The sequence below is a fragment of the Yoonia sp. JB2-21 genome, from assembly GCF_055693545.1.
Map to the genome: position 1 here is coordinate 101,125 of NZ_JBVFUC010000001.1, position 21,295 is coordinate 122,419.

20 protein-coding genes and 2 pseudogenes are annotated in these 21,295 nt (G+C 56.4%); 14 read left to right on the forward strand and 8 right to left on the reverse strand.

Features of this window, described 5'->3' with window-relative positions; all coding sequences use genetic code 11:
• Positions 1-2: 2 nt before the first annotated feature.
• From dxr to pyrH, 5 genes are all read right to left on the reverse strand, one after another.
• A complete protein-coding gene (gene dxr / locus ACZ1G5_RS00440) occupies positions 3-1,172 on the reverse strand; it encodes a 1-deoxy-D-xylulose-5-phosphate reductoisomerase (protein WP_472730986.1) in 1,170 nt (389 codons plus the stop codon).
• On the reverse strand, positions 1,169-1,975 hold the full coding sequence (locus ACZ1G5_RS00445; protein WP_472730987.1) for a phosphatidate cytidylyltransferase: 807 nt from the start codon (positions 1,973-1,975) through the stop codon (positions 1,169-1,171). Before ACZ1G5_RS00445 ends, dxr begins: the two co-directional genes overlap by 4 nt.
• Positions 1,976-1,977: 2 nt before the next feature.
• Positions 1,978-2,781, reverse strand: coding sequence for an isoprenyl transferase (locus ACZ1G5_RS00450; protein WP_472730988.1), 804 nt, complete (start codon positions 2,779-2,781; stop codon positions 1,978-1,980).
• A complete protein-coding gene (frr, locus tag ACZ1G5_RS00455; RefSeq protein ID WP_472730989.1) occupies positions 2,735-3,298 on the reverse strand; it encodes a ribosome recycling factor in 564 nt (187 codons plus the stop codon). Before frr ends, ACZ1G5_RS00450 begins: the two co-directional genes overlap by 47 nt.
• Before the next feature lie 152 nt (positions 3,299-3,450).
• Positions 3,451-4,176, reverse strand: coding sequence for a UMP kinase (gene pyrH / locus ACZ1G5_RS00460; RefSeq protein WP_472730990.1), 726 nt, complete (start codon positions 4,174-4,176; stop codon positions 3,451-3,453).
• Between the two features lie 220 nt (positions 4,177-4,396).
• On the opposite strand from pyrH, the gene ACZ1G5_RS00465 reads away from it, so the two are divergent.
• The 7 genes and pseudogenes from ACZ1G5_RS00465 (at position 4,397) to ACZ1G5_RS00495 (ending at position 13,429) form a co-directional block, all read left to right on the forward strand.
• Positions 4,397-5,011, forward strand: a complete 615-nt coding sequence (locus tag ACZ1G5_RS00465) for a hypothetical protein (RefSeq protein ID WP_472730991.1) — start codon at positions 4,397-4,399, stop codon at positions 5,009-5,011.
• 22 nt (positions 5,012-5,033) lie between these two features.
• Positions 5,034-5,951, forward strand: coding sequence for a tRNA (adenosine(37)-N6)-dimethylallyltransferase MiaA (gene miaA / locus ACZ1G5_RS00470; RefSeq protein WP_472730992.1), 918 nt, complete (start codon positions 5,034-5,036; stop codon positions 5,949-5,951).
• A gap of 60 nt (positions 5,952-6,011) precedes the next feature.
• Positions 6,012-6,821 (forward strand): helix-turn-helix transcriptional regulator, encoded by an 810-nt coding sequence (locus tag ACZ1G5_RS00475; protein WP_472730993.1) that lies wholly within the window; start codon positions 6,012-6,014, stop codon positions 6,819-6,821.
• Positions 6,822-7,058: 237 nt separating this feature from the next.
• A pseudogene (locus tag ACZ1G5_RS00480) lies at positions 7,059-8,718 on the forward strand (ABC transporter substrate-binding protein).
• 127 nt (positions 8,719-8,845) lie between these two features.
• A complete protein-coding gene (locus tag ACZ1G5_RS00485) occupies positions 8,846-9,892 on the forward strand; it encodes an ABC transporter permease (protein WP_472730994.1) in 1,047 nt (348 codons plus the stop codon).
• A gap of 15 nt (positions 9,893-9,907) precedes the next feature.
• A complete protein-coding gene (locus ACZ1G5_RS00490; RefSeq protein WP_472730995.1) occupies positions 9,908-11,353 on the forward strand; it encodes an ABC transporter permease in 1,446 nt (481 codons plus the stop codon).
• A gap of 4 nt (positions 11,354-11,357) precedes the next feature.
• Positions 11,358-13,429 (forward strand): annotated as a pseudogene (locus ACZ1G5_RS00495) (dipeptide ABC transporter ATP-binding protein).
• A gap of 35 nt (positions 13,430-13,464) precedes the next feature.
• Here ACZ1G5_RS00495 and ACZ1G5_RS00500 read toward each other — a convergent pair.
• Positions 13,465-14,076 carry a lytic transglycosylase domain-containing protein gene (locus ACZ1G5_RS00500; protein WP_472730996.1) on the reverse strand — a complete coding sequence of 204 codons (612 nt, stop codon included), beginning with the start codon at positions 14,074-14,076 and terminating at the stop codon, positions 13,465-13,467.
• Between the two features lie 117 nt (positions 14,077-14,193).
• Between ACZ1G5_RS00500 and ssb the strand changes: the two genes are divergently transcribed.
• From ssb to ACZ1G5_RS00515, 3 genes are read left to right on the forward strand one after another with little or no spacing between them, the layout of a single operon-like run.
• Entirely contained in the window at positions 14,194-14,718 is a 525-nt protein-coding gene (ssb, locus tag ACZ1G5_RS00505) for a single-stranded DNA-binding protein (RefSeq protein ID WP_472730997.1), read from the forward strand.
• A 5-nt stretch (positions 14,719-14,723) separates the two neighbouring features.
• A complete protein-coding gene (locus ACZ1G5_RS00510; RefSeq protein ID WP_472730998.1) occupies positions 14,724-15,047 on the forward strand; it encodes a hypothetical protein in 324 nt (107 codons plus the stop codon).
• Positions 15,044-15,496, forward strand: a complete 453-nt coding sequence (locus ACZ1G5_RS00515; protein ID WP_472730999.1) for a GNAT family N-acetyltransferase — start codon at positions 15,044-15,046, stop codon at positions 15,494-15,496. Before ACZ1G5_RS00510 ends, ACZ1G5_RS00515 begins: the two co-directional genes overlap by 4 nt.
• Here ACZ1G5_RS00515 and aroB read toward each other — a convergent pair whose 3' ends face one another.
• Complete coding sequence (aroB, locus tag ACZ1G5_RS00520) at positions 15,497-16,603, reverse strand: 3-dehydroquinate synthase (RefSeq protein ID WP_472731000.1); 1,107 nt, start codon at positions 16,601-16,603, stop codon at positions 15,497-15,499.
• Positions 16,604-17,161, reverse strand: coding sequence for a shikimate kinase (locus ACZ1G5_RS00525; RefSeq protein WP_472731001.1), 558 nt, complete (start codon positions 17,159-17,161; stop codon positions 16,604-16,606).
• 102 nt (positions 17,162-17,263) lie between these two features.
• Between ACZ1G5_RS00525 and ACZ1G5_RS00530 the strand changes: the two genes are divergently transcribed.
• From ACZ1G5_RS00530 to ACZ1G5_RS00545, 4 genes are read left to right on the forward strand one after another with little or no spacing between them, the layout of a single operon-like run.
• Positions 17,264-17,467, forward strand: a complete 204-nt coding sequence (locus ACZ1G5_RS00530) for a hypothetical protein (protein ID WP_472734379.1) — start codon at positions 17,264-17,266, stop codon at positions 17,465-17,467.
• Between the two features lie 34 nt (positions 17,468-17,501).
• Complete coding sequence (locus tag ACZ1G5_RS00535; RefSeq protein ID WP_472731002.1) at positions 17,502-18,986, forward strand: hypothetical protein; 1,485 nt, start codon at positions 17,502-17,504, stop codon at positions 18,984-18,986.
• Positions 18,983-19,924, forward strand: coding sequence for a site-specific tyrosine recombinase XerD (locus tag ACZ1G5_RS00540; RefSeq protein WP_472731003.1), 942 nt, complete (start codon positions 18,983-18,985; stop codon positions 19,922-19,924). The genes ACZ1G5_RS00535 and ACZ1G5_RS00540 overlap by 4 nt, the downstream gene beginning before the upstream one ends.
• Before the next feature lie 52 nt (positions 19,925-19,976).
• Entirely contained in the window at positions 19,977-21,278 is a 1,302-nt protein-coding gene (locus ACZ1G5_RS00545) for an HlyC/CorC family transporter (protein ID WP_472731004.1), read from the forward strand.
• The last annotated feature ends 17 nt before the right edge of the window (positions 21,279-21,295 follow it).

The window sequence follows — 21,295 nt, forward strand, 5'->3', positions numbered from 1 at the left end:
CGTCATCCCAATTGGTTAAAGGTCTCGGCGGCATAGATACGCGCCAACCTGTCTGTCTCTAACACAGTATCTAGAGTGATTGATCCATTTTGCAGCCCACCTTGTGAGGACATTTTGTCCAGCGTCATCGAAACGACCCGCGACATATCCAAAAATCCAATGTCACCGGCAATAAACCCATCAAGTGCGCGCTCTTTCGCGGCATTAAAGACAGCACCTGACAATCCACCCTCTTCCATCACGCGCTTCGCAATCCCCAGCGCCGGATAGCGATCAGCATCAGGGGCCTCAAACGTCAGACGACCGATCTTTGCCAGATCCAGCCGCTCAACAGGCAGTGTCTTACGCTCTGGCCAATGCAACGCATACCCTATGGCGTGGCGCATATCGGGTGGACCCACATGCGCCATTAGCGCGCCGTCATTGAACCCGACCATTGCATGGATCAGGCTTTCGCGATGCACCAGCACCTCAATCATGTCAGTCGGGACGTTAAAAAATTCTTTGGTTTCAATCAGCTCCATCGCCTTGTTGAACATAGAGGCACTGTCAATCGTGATCCGCTGCCCCATATCCCAATTTGGATGGTTTGACGCCTCGGCCAATGTGGCGGTCGCCAGCTTTTCAATCGGCCAATCGCGAAAGGCACCGCCGGACGCTGTGATAATGACCCGCTCCACAGCTGCCATATGTTCGCCGACCAGCGCCTGAAACACTGCGGAATGCTCACTATCGACCGGCAGAACGGTGGCACCATGCGCCTTGGCCCGGCCCAACAAAAGCGGCCCTGCTGTGACCAGCGACTCTTTGTTGGCCAGGGCCAAGGTGGTGCCATGCGACAAAGCCTCCAACCCCGGCACCAGCCCTGCCGCACCAACAATCGCGGATAGTGCCCAGTCGATCGGGCGTGCAGCAGCTTCGGCAATGGCGTCGGGACCAGCGGCGACGGCAACATCAGTGCCAGCCAACAAGTCTTTCAATGCGTCATAGCATTCGGGATAGCAGGTCACCGCCACATCAGCGTTCAACGCTTTGGCATCGGCTGCAAGCCTGGCAACATTGCGACCGCCCGTCAGTGCCACAACGTCATAGGCGTCCGCATTACGCGCGACCAGATCAAGCGCACTTTGCCCAACGGACCCCGTCGCCCCAAACACCGTGATCCGTCTCACCAGACGACCCCGGGCACATCCGCAATATCTGCAACAAAAATCAAGAAAAGAGCAGCACCCAAAAGCGCATCAAAGCGATCGAACAATCCGCCATGTCCAGGGATCAGTGTTGAGCTGTCTTTCACACCCATCCGCCGTTTCAGAGCGCTTTCCGCGATATCACCCATCTGACCTGCAAAGCTCAAGACCATCGAAATCACGACAACCCAAAGCCCCGCATTCGTAAAGAGCGTGAAAATAAACCCGACAATAGCGGCACCAATCCAGCCCGCGATTGTGCCGCTCCAAGTCTTCTTGGGGCTGATTTTGGGCCAAAACTTAGGACCACCCAGGGATTTTCCGGCAAAATAGCCAAAGATATCGGTGACAATCACAACCGACATCAACCACAACAACCATGTAAACCCATAGTCGATACGGAAATGCACAAGACCCCAACCAGCAAGCTGAATGCCCAATGCAAAGATAAAGAAGGTTTTGATTTCCTTTTTCAGCTGAGTAACACCGATCAGAGGCACGATCAGAAACAACAACATACCCCAGGGCGCGTTATCAACCAGCTGCCCGGACATAATGGATGCGACCAAAGCCGCAAGCAGCATGCCCTTTGTTGGTTCATCGGGGCGGATCATCATCCACAGTTCCCAGACCATCACAGCAGTGACAAACACCACGAGCATCTGGAACCAAACCCCACCAAGGATCACACCGATCGCGCCGACAAAAACCATTGCCGCGCTCGAGATCAGACGCACTGTCAGATCATCCCATTTGGCGGCAGGTGGTGGCGTGGGGGTATGCATTGTCAGGCTCTGACTGCTCCGAAACGGCGTTCGCGTTTGCCGTAACCCTGCAAGACCTTTGCAAATTCCGCTGAACTGAAATCAGGCCACAGGGTATCAACGAATTCATACTCCGCATAGGCCGACTGCCACAGTAGAAAGTTCGATATCCGGGCTTCACCACTTGTGCGGATGACCAGATCCGGGTCGGGAAGCACATGTGTATCAAGGAACCGTGCCAATGTTTCTGCATCAACATCGTCGTGGGTCAATCGTCCCTGCTCTACCTCGAACGCCAGGCGTTTGGCCGCCCGGGTGACTTCGTCGCGGCCACCGTAGTTCAGTGCGACCGTCAGATGCACACGATCATTGTCTGCCGTGCGCAGCTCAAGCTCGTCCATCAGTGACACCAGCTTGTCATCAAGCCGCACACGATCACCGATAAAACGGACGCACACGCCACTTTCAAAAAGCTCATTGGCTTCGCGCAAAAGATACTTACGAAACAGTGACATCAGACCGGCAACTTCGGTTTGCGTGCGTTTCCAATTCTCGGTCGAGAAGGCAAATATCGTCAGATATTTGACGCCCAGTTCCGGGCAAGCCGACACGATTTCGCGTACCCGGCGCGCGCCTGCATGGTGGCCAAACAAACGCGGGCGACCACGTTTCTGGGCCCAACGGCCATTTCCGTCCATGATAATCGCAACATGGGCGGGGGCGGTCTTGGCGTCTGCATCCTTGGGCATTACGGCCCCCTTTTGGTTCGCAAGTTCTGAATTAAACTTGCATGATCTCGGCTTGTTTGGTCTCAACCGTGTCGTCAACTATTTTGATGTGCGCGTCTGTGATCTCTTGCACAGCGGCCTCCCAGAACTTCTGATCGTCCTCGGACATACCGTCGTTTTTGGCCTTCTTAATCTGATCCATGCCATCGCGGCGCAAATTCCTGATCGAGACGCGGGCACTTTCTGCATACTGACCGGCAACTTTGCCCAACTCGCGGCGGCGCTCCTCATTCAGTTCCGGGATCGGCAGCATGATGATCGTACCATTAAGTTGAGGGTTGATCCCTAACCCACTCTCACGAATGGCTTTTTCGACCTTGCCGACCAACCCCTTATCCCACACGTTGATTGTCACCATCCGCGGTTCCGGCACGTTGACAGTGCCGACCTGGTTGATCGGTGTCATGGACCCATATGCATCGACCATCACAGGCTCCAGCATAGAGCCCGACGCGCGCCCCGTTCGAAGCGACGCGAGTTCGGTGCGCAGGTTGGCGATGGCACCTTCCATGCGGCGGGTCAGATCATTGGTATCAAGTTCAAAATCGTCAGACATATCGTGCGGTGCTCTTCCTCGTCGGGCTTTGCCCGGGTTTTCATCGTTTTATGCCAAAGGGATGCCATTGTATAGTCAGGCAAATCCGACCTTTTTGTGCAGTTTATGCGCATTGGACGTGGCTGTCATCAATGGGTGCCGTCACGCGGGGCTCAGTCCTTGACGATGGTATACGTACCTTCACCGGCCAAAATACCTTGAAAGCCCCCCGGCTCATCAAGGGAAAATACGATGATGGGCAGGTCATTGTCGCGTGCCAGAGCAATGGCGCTGGCGTCCATCACACCAAGGTGTTTTTGCAGAACCTCATCATACGAAACATTCTGATAGCGGACTGCATCGTCATGTTTCGCAGGATCCTTGTCGTAGACGCCGTCAACCTTGGTACCCTTAAAGATCGCCTCGCAATTCATTTCGCTGGCCCGCAATGTTGCCGCAGTATCTGTTGTGAAATACGGGTTGCCAGTGCCCGCCGCAAAAATGCAAACCCGCTTTTTTTCTAAGTGCCGGACGGCGCGCCTGCGAATATAGGGCTCTGCCACTTCGTTCATCGTAATGGCGGAAATGACACGGGTATGAATGCCAAGTTCTTCCAACGCAGACTGCATCGCCAAGGCGTTCATAACGGTCGCAAGCATGCCCATATAATCGGCTGTGGTCCGCTCCATGCCTTGCGCTGATCCCTGCAGACCACGGAAAATGTTACCGCCCCCAATGACCATGCAGATTTCAACGCCAAGATCGTGTACCGACTTCACCTCTTTGGCGACCCGCTGAACCGTCGGCGGGTGCAGACCGAATGAGGTGTCGCCCATCAGCGCCTCTCCCGAGATTTTAAGCATCACACGTCTATATGCCGTCTTCTCAGTATCGCTCATGGCGTCCCCCTGTCGCTTTATGATTGCGGCGCAAAATGTCGCAAAACGAACGGGTATTCAATGGCACTTGCGCGACAAAACGCCCAAGTGCATGTTGACCGCGCATGAAGAGGCCCCATAAGCTACCCCTTATCTCGAGTATCCCAACTTTTCTTGCGTCTTATCAAAACCTTGCCTCACTTCGTTCTGTGACGGCAATGATGACAAAAAGGACAATAAAATGACACGAGCAATTACGAGAATGGTGGCTGGCTTTGCGGTGATTGGTCTTGCGGCCTGCGACGGTCCGTCTGACCCGTTTGAGTTCACCAATAGTTTCGAAACCTTTGCAGAGATTGATGCAGCCTTTTCGGCTCAGACCTCGGCATTGGTTGATAATGACGGCACCCTCGTTGACGCGGGCAATATTTCTACCGCGGCAGACTTTGGCGATACAGCCACAGGAACCGTCGCCTACAACGGAGCGATTATTGCCGGGCAAACCGGCACGACCGATCGGCTGATTGGTCAACTGCAGTTGGATGTAGATTTCGATACCAATACGCTGAAGGGTACCGCCGGCAATTTTATCCACAGTACGGACGGTGCATATCTAGGTTCGCTCAACGGCAACGGTGTGATTGATCGCAATGCCACGGGTCAGGACAACCACTTTGACATGTTGATGTCAGGTGCTTTGTCGAACGGCGGCAATTCGTTTGCGGCTGATGTGGCGCTTGAGGGCAATTTTCTGAATGGAACTGATCCAATCAATTCTGTCGCTGGCGACGCAGACATCAGTCTTGGTGATGGCGCACCAGAGTATGACGAAGGCGGGTTTGCGGCACTACGTTAGTTAGCCGCAGCGTCACACTCAAATGACCCATAGCGTCCCAATTGTTGTCACACCCCAAACACCTGTTCTGATTGCAGGACCAACGGCGTCTGGCAAATCAGCCTTGGCGTTGAAGATCGCGCAAGAGCAAGGCGGCGTGATCATCAACGCTGATGCGCTGCAGGTCTTTGATGGGTGGCGCATCTTGACGGCCTGCCCTGATGATGCGGATCTGCGGGCGGCACCACATCGGCTTTATGGTCACGTTCCCTTTGATGCGGCCTATTCTGTTGGCCATTGGCTGCGCGACGTGCGGCCGTTTCTGAACGACGCGATGCGGCCAATCATTGTCGGTGGTACGGGGCTGAACTTTCATGCGCTGACCCACGGGCTTGCCGAAATCCCGGCAACCCCCGACAATGTGCGTGCCGCAGGAAATGCGCTTTCCCGGCAAGAAATGCTGGATACGCTGGATGGCGAAACAGCAGGTCGGATTGATCCCCAAAACCGTATGCGCGTTCAGCGAGCTTGGGAAGTTCTCCAAGCGACGGGCCAAGGGCTTGCAAAATGGCAAGATGCAACACCGCCGGCACTTTTGCCCGCAAACATGGCCGTAAGCATCACGCTGGATGCACCCACAGAGTGGCTGAACAACCGGATTACCCGGCGCTTTGAGATGATGTTGGAACAGGGTGCGCTTGCCGAAGCCGAAGCAATGCTGCCGCAATGGAACCCGGATCATCAATCGGCAAAAGCCATCGGAGCTCCAGAATTAATCGCGTATCTTAAAGGGCAGACAACGCTGGATCAGGCGCGCGATGCCGCGATTATTTCGTCCCGTCAATATGCCAAGCGCCAGCGCACATGGTTCCGGTCGCGCCACAAGAACTGGCATCATATCGCTGCTGATCGTCCCGACTTATCTGCAACACTACGTTTTGCAGATACGCCAGTGGATTGATCACAAACGAATTTCTGCTCAGACTTGTCAAAAATCAACATTGAGGCAAAGTTGATGAGCATGATGTCACCCGTACCGCCAGCCCTTTCGCTGGCCACTATAAGCCATGGCGGCACCGCTGGACGTTGGCGAACAGAAGCCATGCGCAGCCATGCGACGCCGCGCCTGATCCACATCACAAAGGGTCAAGGGCGCATCACTGTTGCCGGACTGACCAACGGCTACGGCCCGAACAACCTGATCTTCATCCCGTCCCATACCATGTATGGCATGGAGGTTGGTCCGACGGTCTTTGGACAGATGCTGACTGTGCCGGTTGCTGAAGGATGGCCTGACGCGCCGTTTCATTTGCGGCTGTTGGACGTGGACCCGCAAAAGGAACTTGTGACGCTGATCGAATCTATTGAACGCGAGCTTCAGCCCTCGGGTGATTTGCGCGCGGCGAATTGTCACTTGGGTCTCTTGGCCATCTTTGTCGAAAGGCAATTGAAGTTGCGTGACCCTGCTTCCGTAGATGCGCGCCGCAATACCGCGGCTGCAAAGCTGATCGCGCGCTACACTCGCATGATCGCAAAGGACTTCTATGCGGACCGCACTGTGGCAAGCTATGCTGAAGATCTTGGCGTGACGCCGACCCATCTCACGCGGAGTTGCCGCAAGACCTGCGGACGATCGGCCCTGTCTTTGCTGAACGATCGCATCCACTATGAGGCCTGCCAGCTTCTCAGAGACACGCAGACGCCCATTCAGGAAATTGCCCGATCTCTCGGCTTCCAGTCACCCGCTTACTTTACCCGGAGCTTTCAAGAAAAATCAGGCCAAACACCGTCTGAATTTCGACGTTCTGGCGGGTCAACCTCACGAATTTAATGTTACATGAACGCCGCATTGCAGCATCAAAGCGCTTTGAGCGCCACCGCCCAAATGTCGCATTCGGACGGTGAAGATGTCGCAAATGTCATTCGATTTATGAAAGGTCCGGTTGACCTGTGCCCAAAAATTGTGCCGAATGGCGCCCGGGCGGGACACTGACAAATTTCTGTAGGACGAACATGCGTTGGTTCAGTTTCCCGGCAAGAACAAAAAATGTGTCACAGGGAGAAACGAATGACGCACTCTAACAAATCTATCCACCCGGCAGCGTTGATGTATGCTGAGGAAGCCAAGGCAGGCAAAATTGACCGCCGCGAATTCCTTGCACGCTCAACCGCACTTGGTGTGACTGCGGCGACAGCCTATGGGCTGATCGGTGCGGCACAGCCTGCACATGCTGGTGGTCATGCACAGCAGGGCGGCACGATCCGCATGCAAATGGAGGTGCGCGCACTCAAAGATCCACGCACATATGACTGGACGCAGATCGCGTTCTTCTCGCACGGCTGGTTGGAATATCTTGTTGAATACAACAACGATGGTTCCTTTGCGCCCATGCTGCTGTCTAGCTGGGAAGTGAATGATGATGCGACAATCTATACGCTGAACGTCCGTCCGGGCGTGAAATGGAACAATGGTGACGACTTCACCGCCGCAGACGTGGCACGCAATATCGAAGGCTGGTGCGACAAGAACGTCGAAGGCAACTCGATGGCTGGCCGTTTCGCGATCCTCATCGACGAAGCAACGGGCACGGCCGTTGAAGGCGGCATCGAAGTTGTTGACGACCTGACCGTGCGCCTGAACCTGCCGGGTTCCGACATCTCGCTGATTGCGGGCATGGCGGACTATCCTGCAGCGATTGTACCTGCTGACTTTGATCCCGAAAACATGACCGGCAATCCTGTCGGTACCGGCCCATACCTGCCAGAGAGCCTCGAAGTCGGTGTCAAAGGCGTCTTGGTCCGCAACGAAGGTTTTGAGTGGTGGGGCTACGCCGAAGGCAAAGGCGCATTCCTCGATCGAGATCGAATATATCGACTACGGCACCGACCCATCTGCGTGGGTCGCTGCTGCGGCGGCGGACGAAGTTGACATGTTCTACGAAACAGTCGGCGACTTTGTCGAAGTTGTCGAAGGCATCGGCTGGGAACGGTCCGAGATTGCATCGGCTGCAACGATCGTCATTCGTCCAAACCAATTGGCCGAAGTTGATGGGGTACAGCCCTACGCGGACAAGCGGGTGCGTCAGGCCATTGCGATGGCCGTCGATAACGCGGTTTGTCTTGAGCTTGGCTACTCAAACCTTGGTATCGCCGCGCGCAACCAGCACGTCGGTCCCATGCACCCGGCTTGGGCAGATGTCCCCGGCATAGCCTATGATCCAGAGGGCGCGCTTGCCCTGCTGACAGAGGCGGGCATGCAGGACTTTGAGATGGAAATCGTGTCCATCGACGATGATTGGCGCAAGAACACAACTGACGCGGTCGCCGCCCAGTTGCGTGATGCTGGCTTCAACGTGAAGCGGACAATCATTCCCGGCTCGACCTTCTGGAACGACTGGACGAAGTATCCGTTCTCTTCCACGAACTGGAACCACCGCCCGCTGGACACGCAGATCCTGGGTCTGGCCTACCGTTCTGGCGAAGCATGGAACGAAAGCGGCTTTGCGAATGCAGAGTTTGATGCGCTACTGGCCGAAGCCAACTCTTTGGCCAACGCAGACGAGCGTCGCGAAGTGATGGCTAAACTTCAGACGATCATGACGGATGAAGGTGTGACGATCCAGCCATACTGGCGCTCACTCTATCGCCACGCCAAGCCGGGCATCGTAGGTTGGGACATGCATATCGCATACCTGCCGCAGATGTATAAGGTCGCTTTGGCAGCCTAAGGTATCAGGGCCGCCCCGTCACTGGGGCGGCCCTTTTCCCATCAGATGCGGACCACCGGCAAACCGGGGCCGCAATTTTACGTATAGTCAGGCAATGATCTGACGCTGCTCACCAACAGGGGCCTTTATGGGACTGTTTATTCTGCGCCGCCTTGGGGTCATGCTCCTCACGGCGATTTGCCTGACATTTATCGTGTTCTGGCTGACGAACCTTACGCCAAACCTCGAAAAACTTGCCAAAACCCAAGGTAACGCCCGCATGTCGGACGAAGCCGTGGTCAGCTGGCTTGATAACCGCGGTTATAGTCAGGCACTGCCTGTAAAATACGGCCAATGGCTGGGGGTTTTGCCGGGCTATGTCATCGAAGGCACAGACGGAGAGGTCCGCGCCCGCTGCGCAGAACCGGGTGAGCCGATAGAAGATGCCGCGCGCTTTTGTGGTATCCTGCAAGGTGATTGGGGCTTTTCGACAGTCTTCAAAGATGATGTTGGAAGCATTGTGGCAACCCGCCTTGGACTGACAGGCAAACTGATGTTCTGGGTCATGATGGTTATGGTGCCTGGCGCTTTGATCATCGGCGTGCTGGCAGGCATGCGCGAAGGCTCACGGACTGACCGCAGCCTTTCCACAGTCTCTATCGTTTCAACCGCGACGCCGGAATACGTCTCCGGTGTTGTCTTCATCTCGGTCTTCGCGACCGCAACCTTTGGGATGCAATGGTTTAAAGGCACCGCGACCGGGGCAATGGAAGACGCGACGTTCGAAAACTTCTTCCTCCCCGTCATCACCATCGCGCTTTATGGCATGGGCTATATCGCCCGGATGACCCGCGCCTCGATGACCGAGGTCATGACTGCGCAATATATCCGCACCGCCCGCCTGAAAGGTGTCAGCTTTCCCAAGATCGTCCTCAAACACGCGTTGCGCAATGCATTGATCGCGCCTTTCACGGTGATCATGCTGCAATTCCCGTGGCTGCTGAACGGCGTCGTCATCGTCGAGACCCTGTTCAACTACAAGGGCTTTGGCTGGGTGCTGGTGCGGGCCGCCGGCAATAACGACATCGAGCTGTTGCTGGGTGTGTCCATCGTTTCCGTCTTCGTGGTCCTTGTGACACAGCTGATATCCGACATCGGCTATGTGTTCCTGAACCCACGCATTCGCATTTCTTAAAAGGAGGCTGAACCTATGGAAGCTCTCACATGGACAGGCAGCCTCGGCACTATCCTCAACCCCATTTTGCTGGTCTTGATTGGCCTTTTGGTCCTTGCCTTGATCGCGCAGCTGGTGCTTGGCTTTTTCGCCCCACCCCAGACCTTACAAGCCAACCCTGACGGGACAATTGCCGCAGCAACAGGCCCGTTGGCCTTGGTCGAAACAGGCGTAAAATATACATTTCTTGGCGTTCTGTTGGTCGTGATTGCCTATATCGTCGTGCCACAGGTGATGCCGTACGGGTCCGCCGGGATCGTTGGTGAAATATCCAAGCGGTTCCTGCCGGTCTGGGTATCGCTGATCGCGCTCTATACGCTGTCAATTGTCTACAAACGCAAGCTGGGCCTCTACGGCAAGCTCTTTGACAGCACCGTGGGTATGATCGGTTTCGGCCTCGTCATGTTCTGGGTCTTTACGTCCCTTTTTGTCGGTCTCTTCGACATCATTGCGACCCATGACTATCTCTCACAGGTCTCTGGTCTGAAAAACAAAGGCCCCGGGGTTCCAGTGCCCGAAGGCACAGACGGGCTGATCCCACACTACCTGTTGGGCGGCGATAACCTCGCGCGCGATATCTTCAGCCGCGTCGTTCAAGGCTCCGTCTTCGTCATCGCAATTGCGCCTCTGGCGACAATCTTTGCCTTCATGGTGGGGATCACGCTGGGCCTGCCTGCGGGCTTCTACGGCGGCAAGCTGGACACGTTCCTGTCATTCGTCGCGAACCTCATCCTCGCTTTCCCGGTGATCCTGCTGTTTTATTTGTTGGTGACACCTGAGATCGTGCTGACAGGTATCCCATCCTATATGGCCGCGTTCCTTTTCGTCTTCCCGTTGATTTTCTTTGGCGTGCTGCTGAACTCGCGCTACTACACGCAACCGGCCAAACGCACAGCGATCCTTGTGCCGGTCCTTGGCATCCTGGGGTGGCTCTACCTGTCAATCATCAACCAAAAGGGCACCGTCATCGACTTCCTGCCCGCTTGGTTCGACCTGTTTGACATCGACATTCTGGTGGTTTTCGTCTCGGTCGTCTTCGTCAACGCACCCACGGTATTCCGTATCGTGCGCGGCCTGACGCTGGACCTGCGCACGCGCGACTATGTTGCTGCCGCCCAGACACGTGGTGAAGGGGCGTGGTACATCATGCTGTGGGAAATCCTGCCTAACGCACGCGGTCCGCTGATCGTCGATTTCTGCCTGCGGATTGGCTACACCACCATCCTTTTGGGCACCTTGGGGTTCTTTGGTTTGGGTCTTTCGTCAGAAAGCCCTGACTGGGGATCGACCATCAACGAGGGCCGCAAGCTGTTGTTGATCTTCGCACACCCTGCCCTGCCACCGGCCGCTGCACTCCTGAGCTTGGTCTTGGGTCTCAACCTGTTGGCTGATGGCCTGCGTGAAGAAAGCTTGAAGGATTAATCTGATGACGGAACAACCCATCCTTGAGATCGACAAGCTTTCGATTTCCTTCTTCACCCGCCTGCGCGAAATCCCCGCGGTGATGGATTTTTCCGCCACCGTCATGCCGGGCGAGGCTTTGGGCCTTGTCGGCGAGTCAGGTTGCGGCAAATCCACCGTCGCGCTGGGGGTCATGCAAGACCTTGGCGTCAACGGGCGCATCGTCGGCGGGTCCATCAAATTCAAGGGCCGCGACCTGTGCGAGATGACGCCAGAGGAACTGCGCGACATTCGCGGATCTGAAATCGCGATGATCTATCAGGAACCCATGGCCTCCCTGAACCCGGCCATGAAGATCGGCAAACAGCTGATGGAAGTGCCGATGATCCACGAAGGCGTGGGCGAGAAAGAGGCCTATGCGCGGGCATTGGAGGTAGTCACGGACGTGAAACTGCCTGACCCCGAACGGATGCTGCAAAGCTATCCGCATCAGTTGTCCGGCGGTCAACAACAGCGGATCGTGATCGCGATGGCGCTGATGTCGAAACCGTCCTTGCTGATCCTTGATGAACCCACAACTGCACTGGACGTGACGGTTGAAGCTGCCGTCGTGGAACTGGTCAAAGACCTCGGCAAGAAATACGGCACCTCGATGCTGTTTATCAGCCACAACCTTGGGCTCGTCTTGGAAACCTGCGACCGCATCTGCGTGATGTATTCCGGCGAAGCGGTCGAACGGGGCAGCATCGAAGACGTCTTTGACGAAATGCAGCACCCCTACACGCAGGCGCTGTTCCGCTCGATCCCCCTGCCCGGCGCCGACAAAAACGCACGGCCCCTGATCGCCATCCCCGGCAACTTCCCCTTGCCGCATGAGCGACCGCAGGGCTGTAACTTTGGCCCCCGCTGCGATTATTTCGAGGCTGGGCGCTGTGACGCGGGTTTCATCCCGATGGAACCGGTGCCCGGCAATGACCGCCACCAATCGCGCTGTCTGAAGTTCAAGGAAATCGACTGGCAGGCGCCCATTGACGTAGGGCCCCAGACCGAGAAACCAGCCCCCGGTCAGGTCGTTCTGAAAATGGACAACCTCAAGAAATACTACGAGGTCGCGGCCAACGCCCTATTCGGGGGCGGCGACAAGAAGGTCGTGAAAGCCAATGAAACCCTTAGCTTCGAGGCCCGTGAAAGCGAAACGCTGGCGATTGTGGGCGAATCCGGTTGCGGGAAATCGACCTTCGCCAAGGTGTTGATGGGATTAGAGACGGCGACCGAAGGGGAAATCCTGCTGGATAACAAATCCATCGGCAACACGGCCATCGAACAGCGCGACACCAAAACGGTCGCCGACATTCAGATGGTCTTTCAAAACCCCTTTGACACGCTGAACCCCTCTATGACTGTCGGGCGTCAGATCATGCGCGCGCTGGAGATCTTTGGCGTGGGAGCCAATGACACCGAACGACGCGAGCGCATGCTCAACCTGCTTGATCTGGTGAAACTACCGCGCGCCTTTGCCGACCGCATGCCGCGGCAGCTGTCTGGTGGACAAAAGCAACGCGTCGGTATCGCCCGGGCTTTTGCAGGTGATGCGCGGATCGTTGTGGCGGATGAACCTGTCTCAGCGCTCGACGTATCGGTACAGGCGGCGGTGACTGATCTGCTGATGGAAATCCAGCGCGAACATAAGACCACGCTGCTGTTCATCAGCCATGACCTATCCATCGTGCGCTATCTGTCGGACCGGGTTATGGTCATGTATCTGGGCCACGTGGTTGAACTGGGCAGCACCGATCAGGTCTTCTCGCCCCCTACCACCCCTATACCGAGGCACTGCTTTCAGCGGTCCCGATTGCCGACACAAGCGTGAAGAAAAAGCACATCGTGCTAGAGGGTGATATCCCATCGGCGATGAACCCACCCAGCGGTTGCCCGTTCCAGACGCGTTGTAACTGGAAACCAAAAGTGGCTGGCGGCCTGTGTGAAAAGGAAGTGCCGCCAGTGCGGATCCTAGCCGATGGTCATCAAATTAAGTGTCATTTGAGCGACGCCGATCTGGAAGATATGGAGCCCGTCATTCAGATCGCAGCGGAATAGGCTGTCACGGGCTGATCAAATTTCTAGAAATTTGATCAGCCGCCCCAAATCACCTGCACATAGTTTTGTGTTTCCGCAAAGGGCGGGATGCCGCTGTAGCGCGTCACTGCACCCGGTCCGGCATTATATGCGGCAAGCGCGAGTGGCCACGATCCAAAGGTTTCATATTGCGTGCGCAGATAGCGGGCGCCGCCATCAAGGTTTTCTACTGGATCTAACGGATCAACCCCCAGACTTCGCGCCGTCGCAGGCATCAACTGCGCCAAACCCAAAGCCCCCTTGACCGATCGCGCTGTTGGGTTCCAGCCGCTTTCCTGCTGAACAAGCCGCAAAAACAGCCCCGGCGGCACACCATGTTTGGTCGCGGCCTGCTGTGCAAGCGCAAGATAGGGGCCGCGATAACCGCCGATGTAGGCAGGGGTGACAGCGACACCCTCGGCCCGCGGCGGCAAAAAACGATCCGAACTTTGATATTGCTCTGCCGCGCGTCCATCCAAAACCGATGTCTGGCTCTGCAAAAGGCCGGATCGTGACATGGTGGAGACTTGTTCTTGCGCTCCCGCTGGCTGCGCTACAAGCGCCGCGTTCAGGCAAATGATCAGGGTCAATCGGGTCACGTCGGGCGCTTTCGTATTGCAATCCGTCATACTTAGTCCTTTTGTGCAAGATCACCAAGTCCTCCCTCTGGAAACCCGTCGTTAACCTTGTTACGCCATGTGTCGAATGCCCCTATTGTGGCAAAGCAAATCTTGGGAGGAGCCAGAATGGCTGGATCAGTGAACAAAGTTATCCTTATCGGCAATCTGGGCGCGGACCCCGAAGTGCGGACATTCCAGAACGGCGGCAAAGTTGCCAATCTGCGCATCGCCACATCCGAGACGTGGAAAGACAAAAACACAGGCGAGCGTCGGGAAAAGACCGAATGGCACACTGTTGCGATTTTTCAGGAAGGTCTGGTACGCATCGCAGAACAATATCTGCGCAAAGGCTCCAAAGTCTTTATCGAAGGTAAGCTGCAAACCCGCAAATGGCAGGACCAATCCGGTCAGGACCGTTATTCGACCGAGGTCGTGCTGAACGGCTATGATGGCACGCTGACCATGCTGGACAGCCGCAACGAAGGCGGTGGTGGTGGTGGTGGCAACTACGGCGGTGGCGGCGGCGGTTATGGCGGGGGATCACAGGGCGGTAGTTACGGCGGCAATGATGGCGGCTATGGCGGCGGCAGCGGCGGTGGTGCACCTGCAGGCGGCGGCGGTGGCGATATGGACGACGAAATCCCGTTCTAAAGCGCATGGTCGTTTTACCCGAAGCGCAAATTCTGATCCTTGTCGGCCTGATCCTGGCCGTGGCCTATCTGGGCATCTTTCCGACGCTTGAGGAAAAGACCCTGAACAAATTGATGGGCATTGATTTTGCGCTGAACATCTTGGCCTTGTTCGTTGCGGGCGCGTGGTTCTGGGGGACCGGGGTGCAATTCACCTTGGTCTTTTTCGAAACAAACTGGGTGATCTTCACCATCGTGACCTATGCGCTGATCGAAATCCCGTTGTTTCTAAACTTCGCCAAGGCGCATGGCATCCGGCTGGATGGGCGCGATGATGATAACCCCGAATGACGATGAGTGTCACAATCAGACCGTTGACGCCAGCTGATGGACCTGCGGCCCTCTCGCTCTACACCGAATTGACCTATGGCCCTAATGCCACTGATCTTTCAGCCTTTGATGCGGTGTTATCTCACCCGGGTACGCAGGTCTTTGGTGCCTTTGAGACTGACAATCTGATCGCCATGCTGACCTTACACATCCTGCCCAATGTGACTTGGGGCGCGCGGCCCTATGCATTGGTGGAAAACGTCATTACCACCGCTGCAAAGCAGAACCGCGGTATTGGAAAACAGCTGCTGCAACATGCCGTTGACCATGCCTGGGCAAAGGATGTTTTCAAGATCATGCTGTTGACCGGCAAAGAACGCGCCGCGCACGGATTCTACGAATCCGTCGGCTTTCGATCTGACGGGAAGACGGCAATGGTGCTACGCAGTTTGCAGGGTTCGGAAGGATAGCTACCGCAAAGCATCCTCTAACACCGCCAACACCGCCTCACCCGGCACATCCGAGGTGATAAACGCCTCACCAATCCCGCGTGCCAGAATGAACCGCAGCTTACCGTCCAGCACCTTTTTGTCCTGTCCCATCAAGCCCAACAGCCCTGCGGCATCGGGCAGATCACCGGGAATATCGCGAATATCCACCTTCATCCCCATATCGCGCAAATGCGCACGCACGCGGCTGGGCTCTTCCTGACTGCACAGCCCCAGACGCGCGGACAACTCAAACGCCAGCGCACAGCCAATCGCCACGCCTTCACCATGCAACAGACGGTCGGAATAACCCGTCGCGGCCTCCAGCGCATGACAGAAGGTATGGCCAAGGTTCAACAGCGCGCGATCCCCCTGCTCTGTCTCGTCACGCTGCACGATATCAGCTTTCATCTGGCACGACCGCGTGACCGCGCGCACCCGCGCGTCCATATCACCAGCGGCCAAGGCGGGCCCTTCCGCCTCGAGCCAATCGAAAAACGCCGCGTCCCCCAACAGCCCGTATTTGACCACCTCGCCATAGCCCGCAAGTAAGTCGCGCGGTGTAAGCGTGTCCAGCAGGGCCGTGTCCGCCAGCACGAGGCTGGGTTGATGAAAGGCGCCAATCAGGTTCTTACCGGCGGGCGAGTTGATCCCGGTTTTGCCGCCTACTGAACTATCAACCTGCGCCAACAACGACGTTGGGATTTGCACAAAACGTACACCACGGCGCAGAATGGCCGCAGCAAAGCCTGCCAGATCACCGATCACACCGCCGCCAAAGGCCACGACGATATCACCGCGTTCCACCTTTTGGGCCAGCAACCATTCCACCGACCGCTCCAACTGCGCCCAGCATTTTGTGACCTCGCCCGGCGGCAGCGCCAAAGCCTCTGACGTCAGACCGGCCTGTGAAAGCGCGCCTTGCAACTGCGCCAGATGCAGACGCTCGACGTTTTCGTCGGTTAGAATGCATACATGACGCCGCCCGCCCATCGCGGCAATTCTCGCCCCCGCCTGACCCAGAACGCCTGGACCAATTTCAATGGGATAATCCCGCCCGGGGAGGTCAACGTGGACTGTCGCTGCCATTTACTTGGTCTCCAAAATATCAGGGCGCTGCGCCAACCTATCGCGGACAGATTGCATGGTTTGCTCGATACTTGCATGACCCTTGACGTCGATATGCAAGCCGGACTGCTTATAAATCGGCGTGCGTTCATCATAAATTTGGGTCAACGTGGCCTTTGGATCCGCAGTCCGCAGCAATGGACGGGTGTCTTTGTGGCGCACACGGTCCCACAGTGTCTCAAGATCGGCGTTAAGCCAAACCGCGACGCCCATTTGTGCAATCGCATCCCGGTTAGCTGACGCAAGAAAAGCGCCGCCGCCTGTCGACACGATCCCCGGCGGACCAGACAGCAGCCTGCGCAGCACCTCTGCCTCGCGTTTACGAAAGAATGCCTCGCCGTCGCGCGCAAAAATTTCGGCGATTGATGCGGCCGCGGCTTCTTCAATCGCGGCATCACTGTCGACAAACGGCACATCCAATGATCCGGCCAACGCACGTCCGATCGCAGTCTTACCAGAGCCCATCATGCCAACCAACACGACAGTCTTTTTCAGTTGATATCGCGGCTCTGCCGTCATGCAATTTTTGCCCTTTTACTCGGCCAATGGACGCCGAACGCGAAAATTAATGAATGAATGCCGTGATCTTGCGCGAAAGGCCATATATAATCCCTTCAACAAGTGGGCAAGAACCCACATATAGAGGCAGAATACACGGATTGGGGCCAAGAAATGTGGCGTTTCATCAAGCTACTTTTGTTTTTGACGATACTCGCCGGGGTGGGACTAGTGGCCTATGCCTACGTCGGACCATTGTTTTTCCCGGCTGATTTTGCAGCCCCCTCACAAGAGGTGACACGCCCTGTTACGCTTGACACAAACTAGCGCCCTAGCGGTTACTCTGTGTCTGACCAGCACAATGTCACCCGCACAAAGCGATGTGATCGGCGAACCGTTGTCGGCCATTGACTGGTTGTCGCGCAGCGTAGAAACGGCACCGCTGTTTGAACCGCCTGCGGTGGGCGATGCCACATCGCCTGACGTCACTGTTGTTCCCCTTGATCGCGCGTCAAAAGATCCTTTTGGCTTGCTCCCGTCGGAAGTGACAGGTCTGCCGCGCACAATCTGGTCCGCGAGCGAAGAGGCGGTCTTGGTGGATCTAGTCCGCGCCGAACGCGTTGATATGCTGCCTGCATTGCAGGAACTGCTCAAAGTTCTCATGCTCGCTGAGGCTGACGCACCTTTGGGTGCCGATGGCGCTGGCGCGCTGTTTCTTGCCCGTGTGGACAAACTCCTGGATCTTGGCGCATTGGAGCCCGCGCAATCGCTGATCGAACAAGCGGAACCTGACACTGACCCACTGTTTCGCCGTTGGTTTGACGTCGCGCTTTTGACCGGAACAGAGGATGACGCCTGTGCCGCAATGGGCACGACGCCATCCATCGCGCCGACCTATTCCGCCCGGATTTTCTGTCTGGCGCGCAACGGTGATTGGGCCGCAGCCGCCCTGACGCTAAACACGCACCGGGTGCTGGGTGACATCACCGAACAGGAAGAAGCCTTGCTAGCGCGCTTTCTTGATCCTGAACTTTTTGAAGGTGAACCTGCCCTCACGCCCCCTGCCCGGGTCAGCCCGCTGACGTTTCGGATGCATGCCGCCATTGGTGAGCCGTTGATCACCGCAAACCTGCCGCTGGCTTTTTCACATGCCGACCTGCAATCCACGACAGCATGGAAGTCTCAACTGGAAGCGGCAGAGCGTTTGGCACGGCACGGCGCAATTTCCGAGAATGTCCTGCTAAAGCACTATACCGCCCGGACCCCTGCTGCATCTGGCGGCATTTGGGATCGGGCCGAGGCAATCCAGCGCTTTGATGTCGCGATGTCGGCGCGTGACCCGGTCAGTGTGGCGCGCACACTGGCTGATGCATGGGACGCGATGCGCCAAGTCCGCACGGAACTGCAATTTGCCAAATTATATGGTGCGGAACTACAAACACTGCCGCTATCGGGGGATGCCGCTGTGCTCGCATTCAAAATTGGCCTCCTGTCGCCAGCGTATGAGGCCGTCGCCATTGCCGCCCAAGAGGCTGACGCGGGGTTCGATGCCTTTCTTATTGGCATCGCACGCGGCACTCCTCAAAACCTACCCGCGAACTCTGCACGTACTCAGGCCATACAGGCCGCTTTTGACAGCACGCCACCGCCAGAAGAACTGCAGCGCCTCGTGGATGAAGGTAAACTTGGCGAGGTGATCTTACGCGCCATGGCCCTGTTTGACGCAGGATCTGAAGGGGATCTGCGGTCTGTGACTGACGCCTTGCTGTTACTGCGTGCCGTCGGACTGGAAGATGTCGCGCGTCGTGCCGCGCTGCAATTGATGATCCTGGACCGGAGCACATGACCCCCACCAGTCAGCCAATGGCCCGCTGGGTGCAGGTGTTTCTTGAAGCGCAGGCCGCAGAGCTGGACGCCGCCACGAACACACAACTGGCCTATGCGCGGGATTTGCAGGATTTTGCAGGCTGGCTTGCACCGAAGGATTTGCATTTTGGTGCTGCAACACGTGATCATATCGAAAGCTATTTGATCGACTGCGAAGCGCAAGGCCTTGCCAAATCCACCCGCGCGCGCCGTCTGTCGGCAATTAAGCAGCTTTATCATTTTGCTTTCGAGGAAGGCTGGCGCGATGATAATCCCGCGATCCAGATCAAAGGACCGGGCCGGGAGCAGCGGCTGCCAAAGACCTTGTCGGTTGAACAGGTTGACCGCCTTCTTGAAGCCGCCCGCAGCAGCAAGAAAGAGGCTTTGCGCAATACCTGCTTGATGGAATTACTGTATGCCACGGGTATGCGCGTGACCGAATTGGTCAGCCTGCCCGTGTCAGCAGCGCGCGGTGATCCGCGGATGCTTTTGGTGCGCGGCAAAGGAGGCAAGGAACGGTTGGTCCCACTATCGCCGTCGGCGCGACAGGCCGTTGCAACATACCTTGACGCGCGCGACGCGGCAGAGGACAGGGATAAGAAAGACGGCAAGCCCATGTCAAAGTTCCTGTTCCCGTCACGGGGCAAATTGGGGCATCTGACACGCCACAGGTTCTTTGGGCTGATCAAGGAATTCGCCGTCGCCGCAGGCGTATCGCCTGATAATGTAACGCCACACACGTTGCGGCATGCATTTGCCACGCATCTGTTGGCAGGCGGCGCTGATCTGCGCTCAATCCAAGCGATGCTTGGCCACGCCGATGTCGCCACGACAGAAATTTACACACATGTGCTTGATGAACGCCTCAAAGAACTTGTACTTGACCATCATCCATTGGCCAAAGCTGCGAAACCTTGAAGCTGACGCACGGACCCTACATAACTGCCATGATATTTGTTGAAAGATCCTGATGGAAACCGCATCACTTGACGCCGCCTTTTGGGTCACCGCTGGCGCTATTCTTGTTCTCCTTGTCCTCTCGGCCTTCTTTTCCGGCTCTGAAACTGCGCTGACGGCCGCATCGCGTGGCAAGCTGCGTTCGGCTGCCGACAAAGGATCCAAAGGCGCTGATCAGGCACTCAAGATCACCGAAGACAATGAACGGCTGATCGGCTCTGTCCTACTGGGCAACAACGTTGTCAACATCCTTGCGACATCACTGGCCACGGCTGTTTTGACAAAACTCTTTGGTCAGAACGGTGTGGCGGCAGCAACGCTGATCATGACATTGCTGGTGCTGATTTTCGCCGAGGTGCTTCCAAAAACGTTGGCAATCACCTATCCAGAGACCGTTGCGTCACGGGTCGCACGCCCGATTGCTTTGGTTGTGTTCATCTTCTCGCCAGTTGTGGCGGCGGTCCGTTATCTGGTGCGCGGTGTCCTGTTCGTTTTTGGCGTGCGCACCGACCCCGACAGCAACATTCTTGCAGTACGTGAAGAAATCGCCGGTGCCCTGTCACTTGGCCATTCAGAAGGGATTGTCCAGAAAGAGGATCGCGACCGTATCCTTGGGGCGCTAGACCTGAACGAACGCACTGTGGAAGAGATCATGTTGCATCGGTCCGGCATCGAGATGGTCGACGCAGCACTGCCCCCGCAGGACATCCTCGCACAGATTTTGCAAAGCCCTTACACCCGCCTGCCGCTTTACCGCGATGAGCAGGAAAACATCGTCGGTATGATCCATTCCAAAGATCTATTGCGGGCCATGCATAAGCTATTGGGTGGCGGAGAAGAAAATGCACAAGGACTTGCCGCCTTTGACGTGACCAAAGTGGCGATGCCGCCCTATTTCGTTCCAGAAACCACGACGCTGGACGACCAGATGCGGAACTTCCTGAAACGCAAAACGCACTTTGCACTGGTCGTTGATGAATATGGCGCCCTGCAAGGACTGATCACGCTTGAGGATATTCTTGAAGAAATCGTGGGCGAGATTGCCGACGAATTCGACGACCACGAAGAAGAGCAGATCGCAGCGACCGAAGATGGTGCCTATATCGTCGACGGTGTTATGACGATCCGCGATCTCAACCGCGCGCACGACTGGAACTTGCCCGATGATGAGGCAAACACCGTCGCCGGTCTGGTCATCCACGAAGCGCAGCTGATCCCGGTTGAAGGACAGGTGTTTTCATTCCATGGATTTCGCTTCGAGGTTCTTTCGAAAGATGAAAACAGACTGGCAACGCTCAAGATTCGCAAGCTCTAACCTTGCTATCCCCTGAC